Here is a 16,277-nt window from a genome sequence, read left to right as displayed (position 1 = left end):
CTACCGGCCTCGGCCGGTCTTATGGGATCGATCCCGTCCACTCAGGACCTGCTCGCGTCAGGCCCCGTGATGTGCGATCGCCGTCCACTCGTCAATGGCGGACCGCTCGACCAGTTCCAGTTGCGCGGCTCGCAGGGCGGCGCCTGGAGTGCGTCCGTCCATCAGGGTGTGGACGCGGTGCAGCAGGTCGTGGGACGGCGCCCACCGGGCCGCCAGCACGTGCCGCGCGCCGTTCGCGAGAAAGCGCGCGGGCAACGCGCGGGCGTCGTCGTGGCCGGTCCCGTGCAGCACGTGGTCGGTGAGCGTGACCAGCTCCACGTCGGCCGGTGGCGGCAGGAGTTCACCGCCGTGCAGTGAGATCGAGGACTTCCCGGGATCGCCGAGGTCGGAGGTGGCCCGGCAGCCGAGGTGCAGGACGTCGAGACCGTCCACCATCGCGGTGCGGACCTCGTCCGGGGTGCCCGCGCCGTCCGGCGACGGTCGCCACGGTCGCGGGGAACCGCCGTGACCGCCGAGGAAGACGCCGTCCGGGCGGAAGTCGTCACGCAGCTTCTCGGCCAGCACCGCAGCCGCGGGGTCGTCCTTGCAGGGATTGCCGACGATCACCGCACCGGTGTGGATCACCGCTGTGCCGCCGGCCAGCGTGCGGGCGGCTGGGACCAGGGTGATCTCGCTGTCCTGCAGGAGAAATCTGCGGACACCGGCCACCTCGCGGTGTGCCGCCTCCCACGGCACGAGCCCGAGTTCGCCCACCGGCACCAGAGCGAGGCGCTTCCCCTGCCAGGGTTCGAACGCCACACCGGCGGCATCCCAGGCCCACCCGCAGAGCTCGGTCAGTTCGGCCTGCCAGAGCTGCCGGCGCGGCGCGGTGCGGATGTTCGCCCGCAGCGTTTCGCACGCGGTGCGGAACCGGGAGATCCGCTCGGTGCGCAGCTTCGGCAGTGGCGTCACGCCGACCGATCCGTCCGCGGCGACCACCACCGCCATGCCGCCGTGGGCTTTGTTGTGCGGCAACAGGTAGATGAGGGCGTCCGCGTTCGTGGCCTGCAGCGCGCCACGTACCTCGTCCGTCCCGAACGCGAGCGGAGCGATGTCCAACGTTGCGGCTCGTCTGGTTTCGAGCACTCGTACGAGATCGCCGCGTGCGTCGTCGGCGAGACACCACGCCGTGACCTGCTCGCCGTCCACTGAGGCTGTCAGGCCGAGCTCGCGGCTCCACGCGCGATCGGCGGGCCGGTTGCGCGAGCGCAGCAGGCGGCCGAGCGCGAGCGCGCTCTCCGGCCGGCCCGTGCGAGCCCACTCCCCGTCCGCCGCGGAGATCGCCTCTTCGAGCGCTTCCGGCCGTGCGGGCAGCATCTTCGCCATCGCGGCCCGCGAGACACCGGAGGCGATCCGGGCCAGCATCTCCTGCGAGGAGCCCGGCAGAGCGTCGGAGGCGGCCTGGTCGATCGCCTGGTGGACCGACAGCGCCCCGTCCACGTCGCCCCCGGCGATCGCGGTGCGCAGAGCGTCCGCCTTGTGAATGACCGCGCCGAGCCCGTCGACGGAGTTCAAGAGCTCTGCGGGAATCAGCGGCTCGGTGCTGCTCGGTGGACCGAGCGCCCTGGCCAGCAGTTGCACGTACTGCCGCAGGCGGTCCCGTTCCACACTCGGCGGAAGGGCGTCGGTGCGCCACACCAGCGCGACGATGTCGCCGGTGAAAGCCCGGAAGTCCTGTCCGGAGCGGACGCACCGCGCGAGCGCGCGTGCCAGTTCGATGGCCTCACCCTCGACCTCGTCCACTTCGGACGCGGGTTTGCCGGCGCCGATCCAGTCGAAGAACGGCCCCAGCGCTTCGAGGTTCAACGGCTCAGGGGTGTCTCCGGTCAGGTAGGCGCGACTCATCCAGGTCAGGTACGCGGCCAGCCCGGCCAGGGCCTCCTCCTCGTTCGCCGGCAGGTCGTGCCGGACCACCTCCGCCAGGTCGCACAGCCGGCTCAGCAGCGCCCCGAGGTCGTCGTCCGGTCTGGCCAACTCCGGCATCCACTGGGTGCGCAGGAGCGCCAGCCTGATCATGAGGTGGGTGCGCAGTCGTGCGTTCGTGCCGGCAGGCGCTTCCAGCACCGCCCGTTCCGCGTCGGTCAACCAGCCGTGCACGTCATGGCGTGCGAGGACGGTGTGCACGCCGAACTCGCGTCCGGCGCTCTCGGCCGCTTCCAGCCGGGTCACCCTCAGCCGGATCGTGCCGTCGTGCTCCTCGCCGGCCTCGGCGAGGGTGGCGTCTGCCCAGTCGAGCGCCGGCCACAGGTGCTCGGCCCCGGCCTGGCGGGCGAGCACCAAGTGCGTCTCGGCCAGGACGCTCGACGTCCAAGCCGAGCCTCCTTCCTCGGTGGCGGAGAGTTCGGTCAGCGCGCGTACGCCGTCCGACATCGCTGCGACATCACCGAGATCGGCGCCGCGCATGCACTTGAGGACGCCGTACTGGGTCGCGTGCTCGGTGCCGAGTTCGATCTGATCCCGCACGGCCACGAACTCGGCGAGAGCCTCGTCGGCATCGGCCGTCGTGCCACGCTCCAGGTAGCGGGTGGCCAGCAGACCTGCCACCAGCGAGCGGGTGTACGCGGCGGCCGGCGGCTCGGTCACGAGGGCGCGCAGCTCGGCCGCCGCGGTGACGGCGACGTCGAGCAGTTCGGGGTCGTCCCCGCGCCGATGACGTTCCTCCTGGACGAGTGCGAGTGCTTCCAAGGCTTCCGGCCTGGTCGGATCCTCTTCGGACAGTTCGGCGAGCACGGCGGTGAGGTCGGCGGCGGAGTGCTCCAGGTCGTCGAGGTTGAACGTGTGCGGGTAGGCCCAGCGGTGCGCGAGCGCCACCTCGCGCCGGAACTCCAGCACCTCGTAGGGGTTGTGCACCACCGAGGAGTGCGCGGCGAGGGCGTCCAGGTGGAGGCGCGCGTCCTCGGCGGTGAAGTCCGCCGTGGCCAGCCGCAGTTTGGTCAGCTCGGCGGCGTCGACGGCGGCCCACTCGGCCACGTCGGCGGGTGCGGTCGCGTCCGCGGCGACCAGGGCGAGGGTGGAGAGCGCCGAGGCGAGCAGTTCCTGCGACTCGTGGTGCTCGGCGAGGTGGGTGAGCGCGCCGGCGGATCGGTACCGCCACAGGTGGGCGCAGGGGTGGTGGGGCAGGTGGCGCAGGGCGAAGGAGATCAGGCCGACGGCCCGCTCCACGTCCTCCGGCCCGACGGCTCCTTCACCGGGCCGCAGTTCGAGCAGTGCGAGGCCGGTCGCTCCGGCGACGGCCGGGTCGAGGTCGTCCTCGTGCAGGTGCAGCAGCTCGGTGAGCTGCGCGACTTCGTGGCACAGGTCGTCAGACACGGGTGATGACCTCACGAGCCTCCGCCAGCACGCCATCGAACCGCGTCTGGTCGGCGAGCAGTGACGCCGCCCGGCGGCGGGGGACCAGGCCGCGGTCGGCGAGGTCGAGCACCGCCGTGCGCAGGGCCTGGGGTTGCGTGTCGGACGGGGCGGAGGCGACTGCGGTGACGATCAGGTCGACGACCACGGCGTCGGAGTCGCCGGCGTGTTCGGGAGCCGGGCTGGCCCAGGCGTTGTCGTCGTTGAGCGGCTGGGTGTTCGCGTCCGGGCGCCGGCCCAGGGGCCGATCGATGTACGCGTCGTACCAGGAGACGTACTCGGGGGCGGTGCGGGTGCCGATGTTGACCCGGTGCCCGGCGCTGCAGACCGACTTGACGGTGTGCAGGATGGCGGGCAGGCGTTCCAGGTAGTACGGGACAGGCCGGTCGAACTCCTTGGCGCAACGTTCGGCCAGCCTGCGTAACAGGTAACCGTGGCCTGGTAAGGGCGACGAGTAGCCGGCCTCGTCGACCAGGTGCCCCAGCACGGCGCGGTGCTCCTCGTCGGGCAGGGCACGGCCGAACCTGTTCTGGCGGACCGTCCTCGGCTTCACCTGTGCGCCCTGGCGGGCGCGGTAGCTGCGGAACACGTCGACGACCCGCTTGCGCACGTGCGACCGGACCGCACCGATGAGATTGGTGCGGTCTTCACCGTGTTCCGTCAGAAACTCGCAAACGACCTGCAACACGTCCACCACCAAGTCACGACACACGCACTCACCGGTCAGCTCGAAGAGGGCGGACCGCACCGCGCGTCCAGTGCTCAGACCCGGCATCGCGAGCTTCATGTCGCACCAGCTCACGAGATGGCTGCGGTGCAGGTCGTTCCGGGACTTGTGCAACTCCGCGAGTGTGACTCTGACAACTTCGGCCGAAAGATGGGATGTCTGCGGCGACAAAATCATGAGTGTTTCCTACACTAACGTAAGATTCTATGTGAACGAGGGTTGCTGAACCGTGATGAACGAGCTGCCTCCGCGACCCCTGCTCGCGGGTGTGCGAGTGTTTCCCTGCCGTGGAATAGGAGTGAGTGATGGCGTTGCTACCCGCTGTCGTGCCCGGGCTGATCGAGAAGAGGGCCGAGCTGGTGCCCGCCCGGTTCGCGCGGAAGGTCGCCGCACTCTTCGGTGTGCCGTCCGACGCCAACCCGTTCCGCCCCATGACCTGGGTCTGCGACTTCACCGCCATCACGGTGTCCGAGATCGCCCGCGGCGCTCCGCTGCCGGTCAGAGGCGCTGCCGCGCGGTTGCGCGAGCAGTCTCACGAGGGTGAGTGGTTCGAACAGGACCGCGCCGTTCTCCCCGCCGGTGGCAAGACGCTGCCGAACGAGATCGTGGCCGCCACGGTCAACCGCTTCGGGCCCGACACCAAGGCCGCGATCGTGCTGACGGCGACGAACGTGTTGCTCACACCGGCGACTGAGTCGATCGCCGCCGCGCTGCCGTTGCTGCGCAGTGCCGAAGGCGGCGAACTTCCCACCGTGCAATGGATCGCGGCCTGGGCGGCCACCGCCGTCGAGGTCTACCGGTCGCAACCGGCGCTGGTGCTCGCGGCGATCAAGGCGCGCACGATCCAGCGCGAGTCGCTCACCCCGCCCCGGTTCCCCTGGGCGGATCGGATCGCGGGAGATCCGAAGGCGCGCTGCGAGATCGGTGCTGTGGAGCCGTTGGCGCCCGACCCGTTGACGAGGCCGAGCGCTCTCGACTTCATCGACGGCATCGCGGTCGGCCGGCTCAACGCCGCGGGCGGGTTGCCGCCTGCGGACTCCGACACGGCACCGTCCGCCGGGGGACCGAGCGTCGGTGACCGGATGGCCGCCCTTCTGGTGCGGCTGCTCGCGAACATGGGTTCGCCGGACAGCGTCGGCTACGTCTGGGTGAGCGCACGCGAACCCGGTCAGCTGGTAGCCGAGGCGATGGTGCCGTCGTCCGGACTGGTCCGCGAGCTCGTCGAGGCGTGGGCCCACGGTCCCGGCGAGTTGGAGCACCCGGACGAGTTCACCGACGCGCTGGGCGAGGAGATGGCGCAGCCGGTGCGGTTGCCCGCCCCGCGGGAGATCGCGGCACTGCCGGTGCTCGCCCGCCGCGCGGTGGTGCTCGCGGCGATGGGTGTCGTGCGGCAGATGGGATTGCTGGCACCGTCGCGATGGGTGTGCGGCCCGGAGTTCGCCGCGCTGCTCGACGACGTCGAGGGCCTGCTCGGCACGGTCTCCGCCGACGACCCGGTCGTGCTGGAGACGAGGCTGCGACTCGCTGTGCAGAGGGCGAGCGTCCAGCGGCACGACGGCCACGCCGGCGACGAGACCGTGGCCGCGCTGCTCCGTGCCGCCGACGAGTGCCTGGCCTCCGGCGCGCTCGACCGCGGTGCGGTGGCGGACGTGCTGGTGGTGACCTGCATCGAGCTCTTCCAGTTGCGCGACACCGCCGAGGACGGGCCCGCGTTGACCGGCGCACTGCACCGCTACTGGCGCGCGTTCGCCGACGCGGTCGAGGTCGACCTCTTCAGTCAGGACGCAGACCACAGCAGCCTGAGCTTCCAACTGCACAACTACGCGGCCTTCCTCGGCGGAAACCGCGACAGCGAGGCGGACCTGCGCGCCGCGCTGCACCTGTTCACGCACTCGGTGATCCCCGGCCGCACTCGGTTGTTCAACCTGCACAGGGACATCCGGCCGCTTGCCCGCAGCTGGTACCTGGCTGCGGACACCGCGGCCGCGCTGGCCGAGCTGCTGCTGGCGAACGGCTCCCGGGCGGAGGCGCGGGGCTGGATCGAGCGGGCGTTCGGTTGGGTGAGCAGCGTCCTGGCCGACCGGAGGTACGCGCCGGAGAAGCTGGGTCCGAGGCTGGACGACTGCCTGTTCGCGCTGAGGGCGGCGCCGGTGCTGCTGCTCGCGCTGGAGCACGATCTCGCCGCCGACCGGGCACGGGTGCTGCAGCGCACCGACGAACTCGTTCAGCTCGTCGAGTTGTGGCTCAAGGAGAACACGGACGGGCAGGTTGAAAAGTCCCGCTACTACGCGAAAACCGCGATGCTGCGCAACCGCGTCACGGCCGCGAAGGCGTGTTCCTGACGGCTGATGAACCGCTGGGCCGCCATCCGGGCCGCCATCTCCGGGTGGAGGTGATTGAAGATGTCTGGTGGCGGCAACGGAGATGACAGCAAGAAGTGACAAGTCCGCACGACGATGACACGCGCTGGTTGAGCGGAGTGCGGGAGACGATATCGTCTGCCCGCACCCACTCTTCCTCTGCAGCGGTGTAGTCATGCTCGAAACATATGAATGAACCCCCGATCCCGTTACGCGTGGAATATTCGGTCGTGTACCGAAACCGCGTCAGATGAGCGGCGATAGAATCTCGTGATGGCTGTTCGGCGCTGTGAGTGCGCCAGAAAATGACGGCTCAATGACTGGCGTTCACGCGGATCCGCTCCCAACGCCGATGCGATTCGCGTTGGGGAATGTCTCTATTCGGCGCGGCGCGGTCCTCGCGTATTCCGGGTCGGACCTCTACGCGCACGGCGCGGCCCCCCATGTCCCCTGTACAACCAGTACGAGGACGTGGGGGCCGCGAATTCACCCGGCAACATTCCGGGCCACGCCGCTAGTTCGCGAGGAGGTCCTCGAGCGTCAGATCGCGCACCTCGTCGATGTGAGGCAGGTCCGCAGCTGTGAGCTGGTCCAACCCGGACTCCGCCGACGGCACCGCTCCGACCAGCTTCACCTCGTCGATCCGGTCCGTGACGACCTTCGCCACCCTGAGCCTGTCGTGACGGCTGAAGTCAGGGCAGGTCATCGCGATGTAGATCGCGGTCCGGCGCAGATTCTCGAACGTCTCCAACTGCTGGTTCAGGTACGCGTCCACGGCACGAACGCGGAGTTCCTCGAGTTCTGGCAGCCAGTACTCGTCCCGGGCGGCGCGGCATTCGACGCGCAGCACCAGGAAGTCGACGCCCTCGAGCGGAACGCCGTTGCCGTGCAGCCGGTCGTTCTTGATGGTGAGGTCTTCCGGCAGCGTGCCCTGCGGTGTGTTGGCGACGATGAGATAGCCGGGTCGCACGGACTGTCCGCCGCCACCGTCGGGCACCATCGTCCAGTGCAGCCCGAGCTCCGGGTCCTCTTTCTGAGCGTCGAGGATGACGTCGAGTCCGTCGGAGACCTTGTCGGCGATGGTGCTCACGACGCCGAGTGGCAGGCCGATCAACGACGTCAGCCCGCTCACGACCTTCGCCGCGACACCGATCGGTCCGGTGTCCGACGAACGGTAGAGGGCGGCGTCGATCTCGACCGTGCCGCCGCTGTAGGGCAGCAGGGTGGTGACGGGGAAGTTCAGGTACGCGCCGGGAGCCTTCCAGGTCGGGCGGTTCTGCAGCAGGCTGAACGGTGTGGGCTTGTTGCCCGCGCCGAGGAAGTTGAGCTGCACGCCCGCGTACAGGGCGGGGTAGTGGTCGGTGCCCCAGGTCCTCGCCTTGGCCAGGAAGCCCTCGACGAGCCAGACCCGCAGGTAGCCCTCTCCCGGGGCGAGCGGGCTCGCTGCCGGGTCGGGGAGGAACTCGAGCGTGACCTGGCGGGTGTCGTCGTCGAACCACCTCCTGATTCGCTGGAAGACCTTGTTGGAGAAGTCCTGCGGCATGGCAGAGGCCTTTCGTTCATCCGGCGAGCAGCCGGTCCGCGAGCCGATCGGCCAGCGCCTGCAGCACGGGCCGCGGCGCAGGCGCGAGCACGCCTTCGCCACCGCTGCCGGCGAGCGCCGTGATCAGGTTGTGGTGCACCAGGCTCGCCTGCTCGTGGCGACCTCGGGAGAGCAGTGCGAGATAGCTGTCCACGCCGGCCCCGATCAGCGTGCGCGGAGCGAAGCGCGTGTTGACAGGCGTGATCATCGGCGCGTTCGATGTCAGCTGACCGGACCAGCTCCGGCGCCGGCCGGTCAGGCCGAGCGCGTCGGGAGAGCGGAGGTCCGCCAGGGGCCTGTCGCCCACCGGCGTCGCGAGCAACGCGGCCGCGATCGAGGGCAGGGCCTTCCGCTCCTCCGCGAGCTCGCCGCCGTCGTGCTCGGGCACGTCGATGCCCAGTTGCCGCGCCAGTTCCCGCAACAGCTCCGTCCTCAGCAGCGGCGGCGGGTATCCGCCGTCCGCCACGAGCATCCGTTCGGGCGAGGCGTGCTGCAGTTCGTCGATGGCCCACGCCGCCGCGTGTCCGACCATGACAACGGAGTAGGCGTCGGCAAAGGCTTCGCGACTCCAGCGCTGCCAGGCCACGGCGTGCGGTCCAGCGGCATCGGCGAGCGCCCCCGAGACGACCGTGCCGAGGTCGAAGTCGTCCTGCACCTGGTGACCCGCCTCGTGCGCTGCGAGCACCAGCCACCACGCTTCCCGCACGGCCGTCTCCGGCAGCAGGATCACCGGGATCGGCAGTTCGGCGATCAGGTCCGCCAGCAGCAGATCCGACTTGACCTTCAGCTCCGCCGGTACGACGCAGCGGCGCACGGTGAACGCCTCTGGCGAGTTGTCGATGAAGCACAACGGTGCGGTCCGGACCAGCTCAGCGTTGTCAGACGGCGTCCAGCAGCTGCGCACGACCTCGTCGGCACCGCGAAGAACGGCGGCGAATCGCGGATCACGGCGTTGTTCGTATTTGTTCAGGTACCAGTGGAACACCCGGCGGAGATTCGCCACGCTCCGGTCGAGCTCTCTGCATCGTTCGTAGCCCGCCCCGTCTTCGGTGAACGACTCGACGGCGGCGAACTCGATCCGCAGTCGCTCGGCCATGCTGATGAGCATCACCTCGAGCACACCGAGCTGGCGCACCAGACGCTTGAATTCCTTCTCCGTTCTCCTGACGCGCATCCAGGTCGAGATCTCCTCGGACAACGCGTCGAGAGCGCGCTTGCTTCGCTCGACTCGCAGGTGGAGCCGGTTCGGGCCATTCGCATCTGAAGACATTCGCCCGCCACTTGTGTCAGGGGCCGCCCAGCGGTCCACGACGGACCATCGTGAACCCGGTGGCGGTGCGTTAGCCGCCCGGCGCCGGACCACCCGTTCGGACCATTTCGAAGCAAATCACCGATTTCGCTAACGACTGCTCGGCGATTGCGATCTACCAGGTGCTCTGGTTCACCCGCGGTGTAGGGCTCGCTTTTGCGAGGCAGGGAGGTGCACGTGGTCCTGCCACGTGTGTTCATAGATCTCGTGCCCCGGTACGAGAAGATGGACGAGCAGGACCGCAAGGCAGGTTGGACGGTCACCGTGTCGGGGCCGGGCATCGCGGCGCAGTACGAACTCGACCGGCGCGAGGTCAGCTGCGACGGCGTGGTCCGCGGCGTGCCGGCGCGTCGCGGCGGGATGCCGGCCGACGACCTCGGAGACCTGCTCAGCCGCCTCGCCACCAAGAGCTGCCTGGACGGCGAGGTCCAGCACTACGGGAGATGGCTCTTCGACTGCCTGCTCGGCCTCGAGACCTGGGCGAGCGTTCGTCAGGCGCTGGACGTGGTCGCGGTCAAAGGCGTCGAACTCGCACTGCGCTGGCCACCCGACGAGGCCGAGCTGCACCAGCTGTCCTGGGAAGCGATGCACGACGGCCGCAACGCGCTGGCCGGGCACCCCGACCTGCTGGTCGCCATCAGCAGGGTGGTGCCGGCCGGCCCGGACGAGCCACCGTCGATCACCCGTCCGCCCAAGGTGCTGTTCGCCGTGGGCGGCTCGCTGGACGAGGACACGATCCGTCCCGGCGCCATGTTCATGGGACTGCTGAAGGCGTTCGAGATGGACGGCTACTGTTCGTCGAAAGCCGTGCAGGGCGTGACGATCGACAGCCTCGCGTGGCACTGCAAGCAGTTCCAGCCCGACATCGTGCACATCGTCGCCCACGGCGAAGTCGTCGACGGCGAAGGGCTGCTCCAACTCGCGGATCGTGACCCCGTCGGCGTGGACTCGTTGATGCCCGCGCTCACCGCTGGTGGAGCGCCCTTGGCCGTAGTGCTCAGCGCGTGCCAGTCCGGAGGACCGGGCCTGACCGGCGGAAAGCTCGTCGACGCGAGCCCGCTCGCCGCCGAACTCGTCGCTCGCGGCATTCCGATCGTGTCCGCCGTCGCGGGCGCGGTCAGCGAACCTGCCTGCCGCCTCTACACGAAGCAGTTGGTCGAGGCGGTGTACCGCGGCGTGCCGGTCGTCGAGGCGGCCGCGAAGGGACGGCGCGCGGCACTGCAGCAGTCGGGCAGTTCTTCGACGCAGCTCGACTGGGCCATGCCGGCGTTGTTCGTCGGGGAGGAGCTGAGCTCGTCGTTCCGCCCGGTCGACGCCGCGGCCGCCGGCCGGCTGGTGGACATCGCCAAACGCCTTCGGCTGAGCGAGCCCCCGGTCTTCATCGGCCGCAATGCCATCATGGGGCTGCTCGACGACCTCTTCGAGTACGAGTCGTCGTCGTCCAGGCTGGGTACCATCGCCGCCGTGCGGGACGCCTCCATCAAAGGACTGGGCGGCACGAGGCTGTTGCGGGAGATTGGATTCCAGCTCCTGCTGCGCGGGCATCTGCCGGTGCTGCTGGGGCCGTTCGACACAGAGCCGCCGGCCGGCCTGCGTGACGTCGTCGTGGAGATTCTCCTCGCCCTGGAAGACCTGGCCCGCCAGTTCGACGTGTCCCTGACCTCGCTCAGGACCCTCAGTGCGGATCCTCGGTTCGAGCCGTGCGGGGAGGTGTCCGAGGAAGCGTTGGCAGCGCTGACACCGGAGGACCGCGGTGATCGCGTGCTGGACAACCTGGCTGCGTTCAGGGAGTCTGCGGGGTCTCTGGACCCGGTGAGGACCAAGTCCAGGCTCGCTGCGGACCTGGACGCGTTCGCCGAGGTCATGAGCACCGCGGGTGATCCGTTCTCCAAGGACACCCGTGTCGTCGTCCTCGCTGACGAGGTGCACAGGTGGGGTGCGCTGGAACCGCTCCTCCAGATTCTCGGACGCACCGGCCGCGACGGGCTCGGCACCGCGAAGCGGCCGGCTCCGGTGATCTTCACCGCCTCCTCCCGCGAGCACGACGGTGCGCGGGTCAAGGCGTTCTCCGAGTCGTACGACGGCAAGCCCGGTTACGCCTTCCCCGAGCTCGACGTGCTGACCATCAAGGAAGCCGTGGTCGGATTCCAGTGGGTGTTGCTGCATCCTTGGAAGAAGAACAAGCCGGAGTACCGCCAGGTGTACGCGGCCAAGGCGGATGTGAGTTCCGAGGTGCTCGATGCCATGTTCCACCTGCTCGGCGGGAGGCCCGTCGCGGTGAAGCGAGAGCTGTACGATCTCGCGAACGCTCTGCGCGTGAACGAGACGTTCGTCGCGAACGACGACGAGCAAGCCTGGGACAACTACCTGCGGCTGCACCCGTGAGCGACCGCCTTCCCGCCGACCTCCGGGAACAGCTCGCCGAGCTCGCCGAGGCCCTCAAATCCGTCGACCTGGAAGACGTCGCGCCCAAGGACCTGTGCTGGGCCACTTTGATTCCAGAGTGGACGGAGCGGTTGACGATCGAGCTCGGCCTCGTGGACTCGCCGTCGGACTTCCGCGAACTCGTCGAGCAACTCGACGACGCCGACCTGATCGAGTGCAGGCGGTCCATGGGCAGGACGAGCGAGATCGTCTACTGGGTCCGGGCCCGCCAGCGCCAGGACGTCGGGGAGCACCTGCAACGCGAGTTCTCCGGCGACCTGGACGACCAGGTGCGCCAGGTGTTCGCGCTAGTGCGAGACGCCCGGCCCAGCAACGCGGTCCTGCGGCGATGGCTCGACGTCGAGGACTTCTGGCAGGACCCGAGCGGCGCCGAACTGATGGCGACGGTCGAAGGCCGGTTGCGCAAGCTCGACATCCCGGCGGCCGCCGCGGTGATCGCCGTGGCGCAGCACGTCAGCGATGTCGTGGGCGGTCCGCTCGAGCAGGCGGTCCAGCGCGCGGAGTGGCGGCTCGGCAGGGAGTACCGGGTGCGCGACGACGTCGCCCATCTCGCCAACTACTTCCGGCGCCGCCAGGCCGAGGACGCGATCCGCGAGTTGTGCGAGCCGGCGGCGAAGCGCTGGATGCTGCACCTGCTCGGTGACGCGGGCGTGGGCAAGACGATGACGATCCGGTACCTGGCGTCCGGGAAGTTCGCGACGGACCAGCGCATGGAACCGATGTCGGTGGCACGGGTGGACTTCGACCACCTCGACCCGTTGTTCCCCGAGCAACGACCCGCCGAACTGGTGCTCCGGCTCTCCGATGAACTGCTGGGATACGCGGGCACCCGCGCCGTGGAATCGTCGTACCGCAGGCTGCACGACGCCGCGAACGAGCTGCACACCGAGATCGCCAAGCCGGAGTCCGCCGCGGCCCAGGTGAGGTCGTTGCGGCACAAGGTGGTCGAACGGTTCGGCAGCCTGGTCGACGAACTGCCCCAGCCGGTCGTGCTCGTGCTGGACACCTGCGAGGAACTGGCGAAGCTCTACGCGCCCGGCGTGGACGCTCCGGCCATCGACCACACCTTCGAACTGCTGGAAATGGTGCACCGGCGATCGCCGCACATCCGCGTCGTTCTCGCGGGCAGGCGCTGGCTGACGTTGCCGCCAGAAGACCAGCGTTCGCACGGCGGCCCGAACCTGCGCGACCGCCCGCACGTCCGCGTGCTGCACATGCTCGGTTTCACCGCGGACGAGGCGGCCGGCTACCTCGCGCACCGGTCGAACGCGGCCAAGCGCCTGATACCCGAAGACCTCTGGAGTCTCCTGCTGCGCCGTGCCATCGGCGCCGACGGCATTCACCAGAACCCGTTCGAGCTGGCGGTCTACTGCGACTGGGTGCTGGAGTCCGAGACGTTCTCCGCGGCCGACCTGGCGGACTCCGTCGGAGATCCGTACGTCGAACGGCGGATCATCGCCCGCATCAACGACCGCGACGTGCGAGAGGCGCTGCCGGTCGCCGTGGAACTGGGGCGGTTCGACCTCGACCTCATCACGCCCTCCCTGAAACGCATCGGCGTCGATCCCTTGGCGGCGTTCCATGGGCTTGCGGCGCACGAGTGGGTCAACATCCTCTCGTCGCGCCCGGACGGCAGGCCCGCGGTGATCGAGGTCGATGACCACGTCCGGGACCGGATGAGAGCCGTCGTCGCGAAATCACCCCTGCGTTACCCGATCGACAGAGGCCAGCTCGGCCGCGACGCCGTCCACGCGATGGACTCGAAACCGTTGCGGGAAATCCCCTCGGAGACCGTCGAGGCCGCGGTGAGGCTGCTTCCGGCGGACACCGCCGCCGAGGTGTGGGCGGCCATCGACGCGCGCATCTGTGCCGAGTCCGAGTGGGCGTGGGCCATGCAGATCACGCCACGGGTCGCGGCGGTGGAGGCCCAGCGCGACACCGGGGAGGGGCCGACGATCCTGGCGGCCGTGCTGGCGACGCAGGCGTCGGCACGAATCCACACCGGCCAGCGCGCCACCGTCTCCCGGTTGTGGGAGAGCGTGATCGAGTTCGCGCGCAGACACCCCGACCCCGCACTGCGGACGGTGCTGGAAGACCGGGCGGTCCTGGGCGTGCTCGCCACGAGGAACAAGGCCGGCCTCGTCGACGGGCAGGACGTCCTCGCGGAAGGCCCCGGTCGCGTGTTCACCCGGTGGGAGCGCAGCTGGTTCAGCAGTCCCGACGGTCTGATCGGTGCATTGGAGAGCCAGTTCGACGAGACGGCGGCAGCCCCGAGCCTGGAGCCGGCACTGGTCGCGCTGACCGGCTCCGAACGGAACGCGGTGGGCGTGACGGCGGCGATCCTGCACGCTGCTCACCTGTTGCGCACCAACGACCTAGGTGGCGCTGCGATCGTCGCTGATCTCGCGGTCGCGCGTGCCGAAAGGGCCGACACGTCACAGGGGCAATGGCGGGACTGGCTTCCACCCCGCGGTCTCGTCGATCGCGCTCGGCTGATGCGCGTGCTGATCGCCCTGCACGGTGGCGAGGCGGTGCCGAAGGACGTTCTCGACGGGTGGAAGGCCGGGGCACTGCGCCGCAGCGCTGACATCGACGCCGACCGGCTCGCCGCCGCGATCGTCGACTACGACCTGTGCTTCGGGCTCCTGGACGAGATTCCCGAGCACGAGGCGTTGCTGGAACCGGGCCAGTCGTCCCTGCGCTGGCTGCACCACCGGATGGCCCGCCCGCTGGCGGGTGCGCTCGCCGACGCGTGGTCGCTGGCCGAGAAGCCAGGCAAGGCCTCGGACGTGCTGCGCGGCCAGCGCGACGCCGCCCTGCTGCGCGGTGACGACCCGGACATCGTCGAGGCCTGCGACCTGGCCGCGCTGAGGCTGTGCCGCTGGCACCGCACGACCCAGTGGGCGCCGGTCAACCGGCTCGTGCAGGACGGGACGCCGCGGATCCGCGCGGAGGCCTCACTCGTGCTCGCCCTGCTCGGCGAACGGGAGATCGACCCGTTGGCCCTCGACCGCCCCGACGCCGACCTGGTCGACGAATGGGAGTCGGCCTGCCTGCTCGGCACCTCGGCATCTACTGCGGCCGAACGGCTGCTGGGGCTCGGGCCTGTTGGTGCCACCGCCCTTCGCGGCCGAATCGCCCTGATGGCAGGGGAATCGTTGCTGCTGGTCAGCCTGGACAACGCCGCCCCACTGCTGCGGCACGCGCGTGAGTTGCTGGAGGCGTCCGGGTTCGACGAGGCCTCGGGACGGGCCGCCGTGCTGGAGAGGCGTCTCGCCGTGGCGGAACCCCCGGTGGAGGAACGGACGCCGACGCACGTGGAGCGGCCGCCCATGAGCCTGTCCCAGGCGATCCACGACACCACGCCCGTCAGGCTGTTCTTCCTGCTGGTCCTGAGTCTTCTGCCCGCGGCCCTCTTCTACTTCGTCGCCGTCATCTTCTTCATCGCCGTCATCCTCGCGGTGCTCGGTCCCGTCGTGGTTCTCACGGCGCTGGCCTTGAGGGCGCGCGATCGCGCGCTGGGTGGTGCCAGCGCGAGCAGGATCGTCATCGAGCCCGTCGCGGACGGAAAGGTGCGGTTGTCGCTGGCTTCCGGGGACACGGCGGAGCTCGACCTCGCGCCGGGACGCCCGGCGGGCGACGACCAGGACTCCTGGGCGACGGAGATCCACCCGGCCGACCCCTATGAGACGGTGTCCCTCGCGATGGCGAGCATCAGCACCAGATCCGCCGTCGACGGCAAGCTGACCGCGGTCGCCCTGCACGTCCATCCCTCCCTCGAGCCGCTGAGCTGGGAGCAGTGGCTCGGTTATCGCCCGCAGTCGACACAACTGACGAACCTGCTGTGGCTGCGCCTGCAGCCGGGCAGGCGGCCGGTGATCAGCGAGACGGACTGGGCACGCGGTGACGTGGTGCACGGCGGACCGGAGCGGCTGTTCGCACGGTCGGTGCCCGGTGCGTTGGAACCGCCGGCGCTGGAACCGCCGCTGAGAGAACCGCCCGTGCACAAGCTGGTGCACCTGATCGGCTCCACCGTGGTCACGTCGTCGGGTGTTGCGCTCAGAGTGCGCGACTTCGACGCGAAGCGGAGAGCGTCCTCCGAGACACTGGTCGACCTCGACGCGATGATGATGACACCGACCTCGCTCGTCGTGCTGCAGGCCGATCCCGCCGACACGGCGACACCTCTGGGCGATGTGCGCGATGAGTTCATCAGGCTCGCCACCGCCGCGGTCAGCAACGGTGCGCTGTACGTCATCGTGGTGCCGCCACTGCCGGACGCGGTCGTCAGGCGGGTGAGTTCCGAGGTGTCCAAGTCGATCCGGGGGTCGGCGCCACCGACTGCCCGGCGCATCCTGGTCCTCTTCGGACGGATCAAGCGGCTCGTCGTGAACGAGGAACTGCCGCTTCCCCTGGGACAGTGGGCGAATCTCGACGTCATGCTGTTCATGCGCGGTGCGCGCTGAG

The 16,277-nt window shown here is 69.6% G+C and carries 7 protein-coding genes; 3 read left to right on the top strand and 4 right to left on the bottom strand.

What is annotated here, in order from left to right:
- Window positions 1-57 precede the first annotated feature (57 nt).
- Together DFR72_RS26525 and DFR72_RS26520 are read right to left on the bottom strand one after the other, a co-directional pair.
- Window positions 58-3,348: a CHAT domain-containing protein gene (locus DFR72_RS26525; RefSeq protein WP_090063155.1), complete on the bottom strand. Its 3,291-nt coding sequence runs from the start codon at window positions 3,346-3,348 to the stop codon at window positions 58-60.
- Entirely contained in the window at window positions 3,341-4,228 is an 888-nt protein-coding gene (locus DFR72_RS26520; RefSeq protein ID WP_090063154.1) for a hypothetical protein, read from the bottom strand. The genes DFR72_RS26525 and DFR72_RS26520 overlap by 8 nt, the downstream gene beginning before the upstream one ends.
- A 191-nt stretch (window positions 4,229-4,419) precedes the next feature.
- Between DFR72_RS26520 and DFR72_RS26515 the strand changes: the two genes are divergently transcribed.
- Entirely contained in the window at window positions 4,420-6,456 is a 2,037-nt protein-coding gene (locus tag DFR72_RS26515; RefSeq protein ID WP_090063152.1) for a hypothetical protein, read from the top strand.
- Between the two features lie 532 nt (window positions 6,457-6,988).
- Here the strand turns inward: DFR72_RS26515 and DFR72_RS26510 are convergent.
- Together DFR72_RS26510 and DFR72_RS26505 are read right to left on the bottom strand one after the other, a co-directional pair.
- Complete coding sequence (locus DFR72_RS26510; protein WP_090063151.1) at window positions 6,989-8,017, bottom strand: hypothetical protein; 1,029 nt, start codon at window positions 8,015-8,017, stop codon at window positions 6,989-6,991.
- A 16-nt stretch (window positions 8,018-8,033) separates the two neighbouring features.
- Entirely contained in the window at window positions 8,034-9,230 is a 1,197-nt protein-coding gene (locus DFR72_RS26505; RefSeq protein WP_143086589.1) for a hypothetical protein, read from the bottom strand.
- Window positions 9,231-9,542: 312 nt separating this feature from the next.
- Here DFR72_RS26505 and DFR72_RS26500 point away from each other — a divergent pair, with 312 nt between their 5' ends.
- Both DFR72_RS26500 and DFR72_RS26495 read left to right on the top strand, forming a co-directional pair.
- On the top strand, window positions 9,543-11,750 hold the full coding sequence (locus DFR72_RS26500) for a CHAT domain-containing protein (protein ID WP_114773767.1): 2,208 nt from the start codon (window positions 9,543-9,545) through the stop codon (window positions 11,748-11,750).
- The gene (locus tag DFR72_RS26495; RefSeq protein ID WP_090063146.1) at window positions 11,747-16,276 is read left to right on the top strand and encodes a hypothetical protein; all 4,530 of its coding nucleotides are present in this window, start codon (window positions 11,747-11,749) and stop codon (window positions 16,274-16,276) included. Before DFR72_RS26500 ends, DFR72_RS26495 begins: the two co-directional genes overlap by 4 nt.
- The last annotated feature ends 1 nt before the right edge of the window (window position 16,277 follow it).

Origin of the sequence: Lentzea flaviverrucosa, from assembly GCF_003350445.1 — a bacterium.
Lineage (GTDB): Bacteria > Actinomycetota > Actinomycetes > Mycobacteriales > Pseudonocardiaceae > Lentzea > Lentzea californiensis.
Note: the sequence above shows the minus strand (reverse complement) of the source record. Positions and strands in the feature narration are given on the sequence as shown.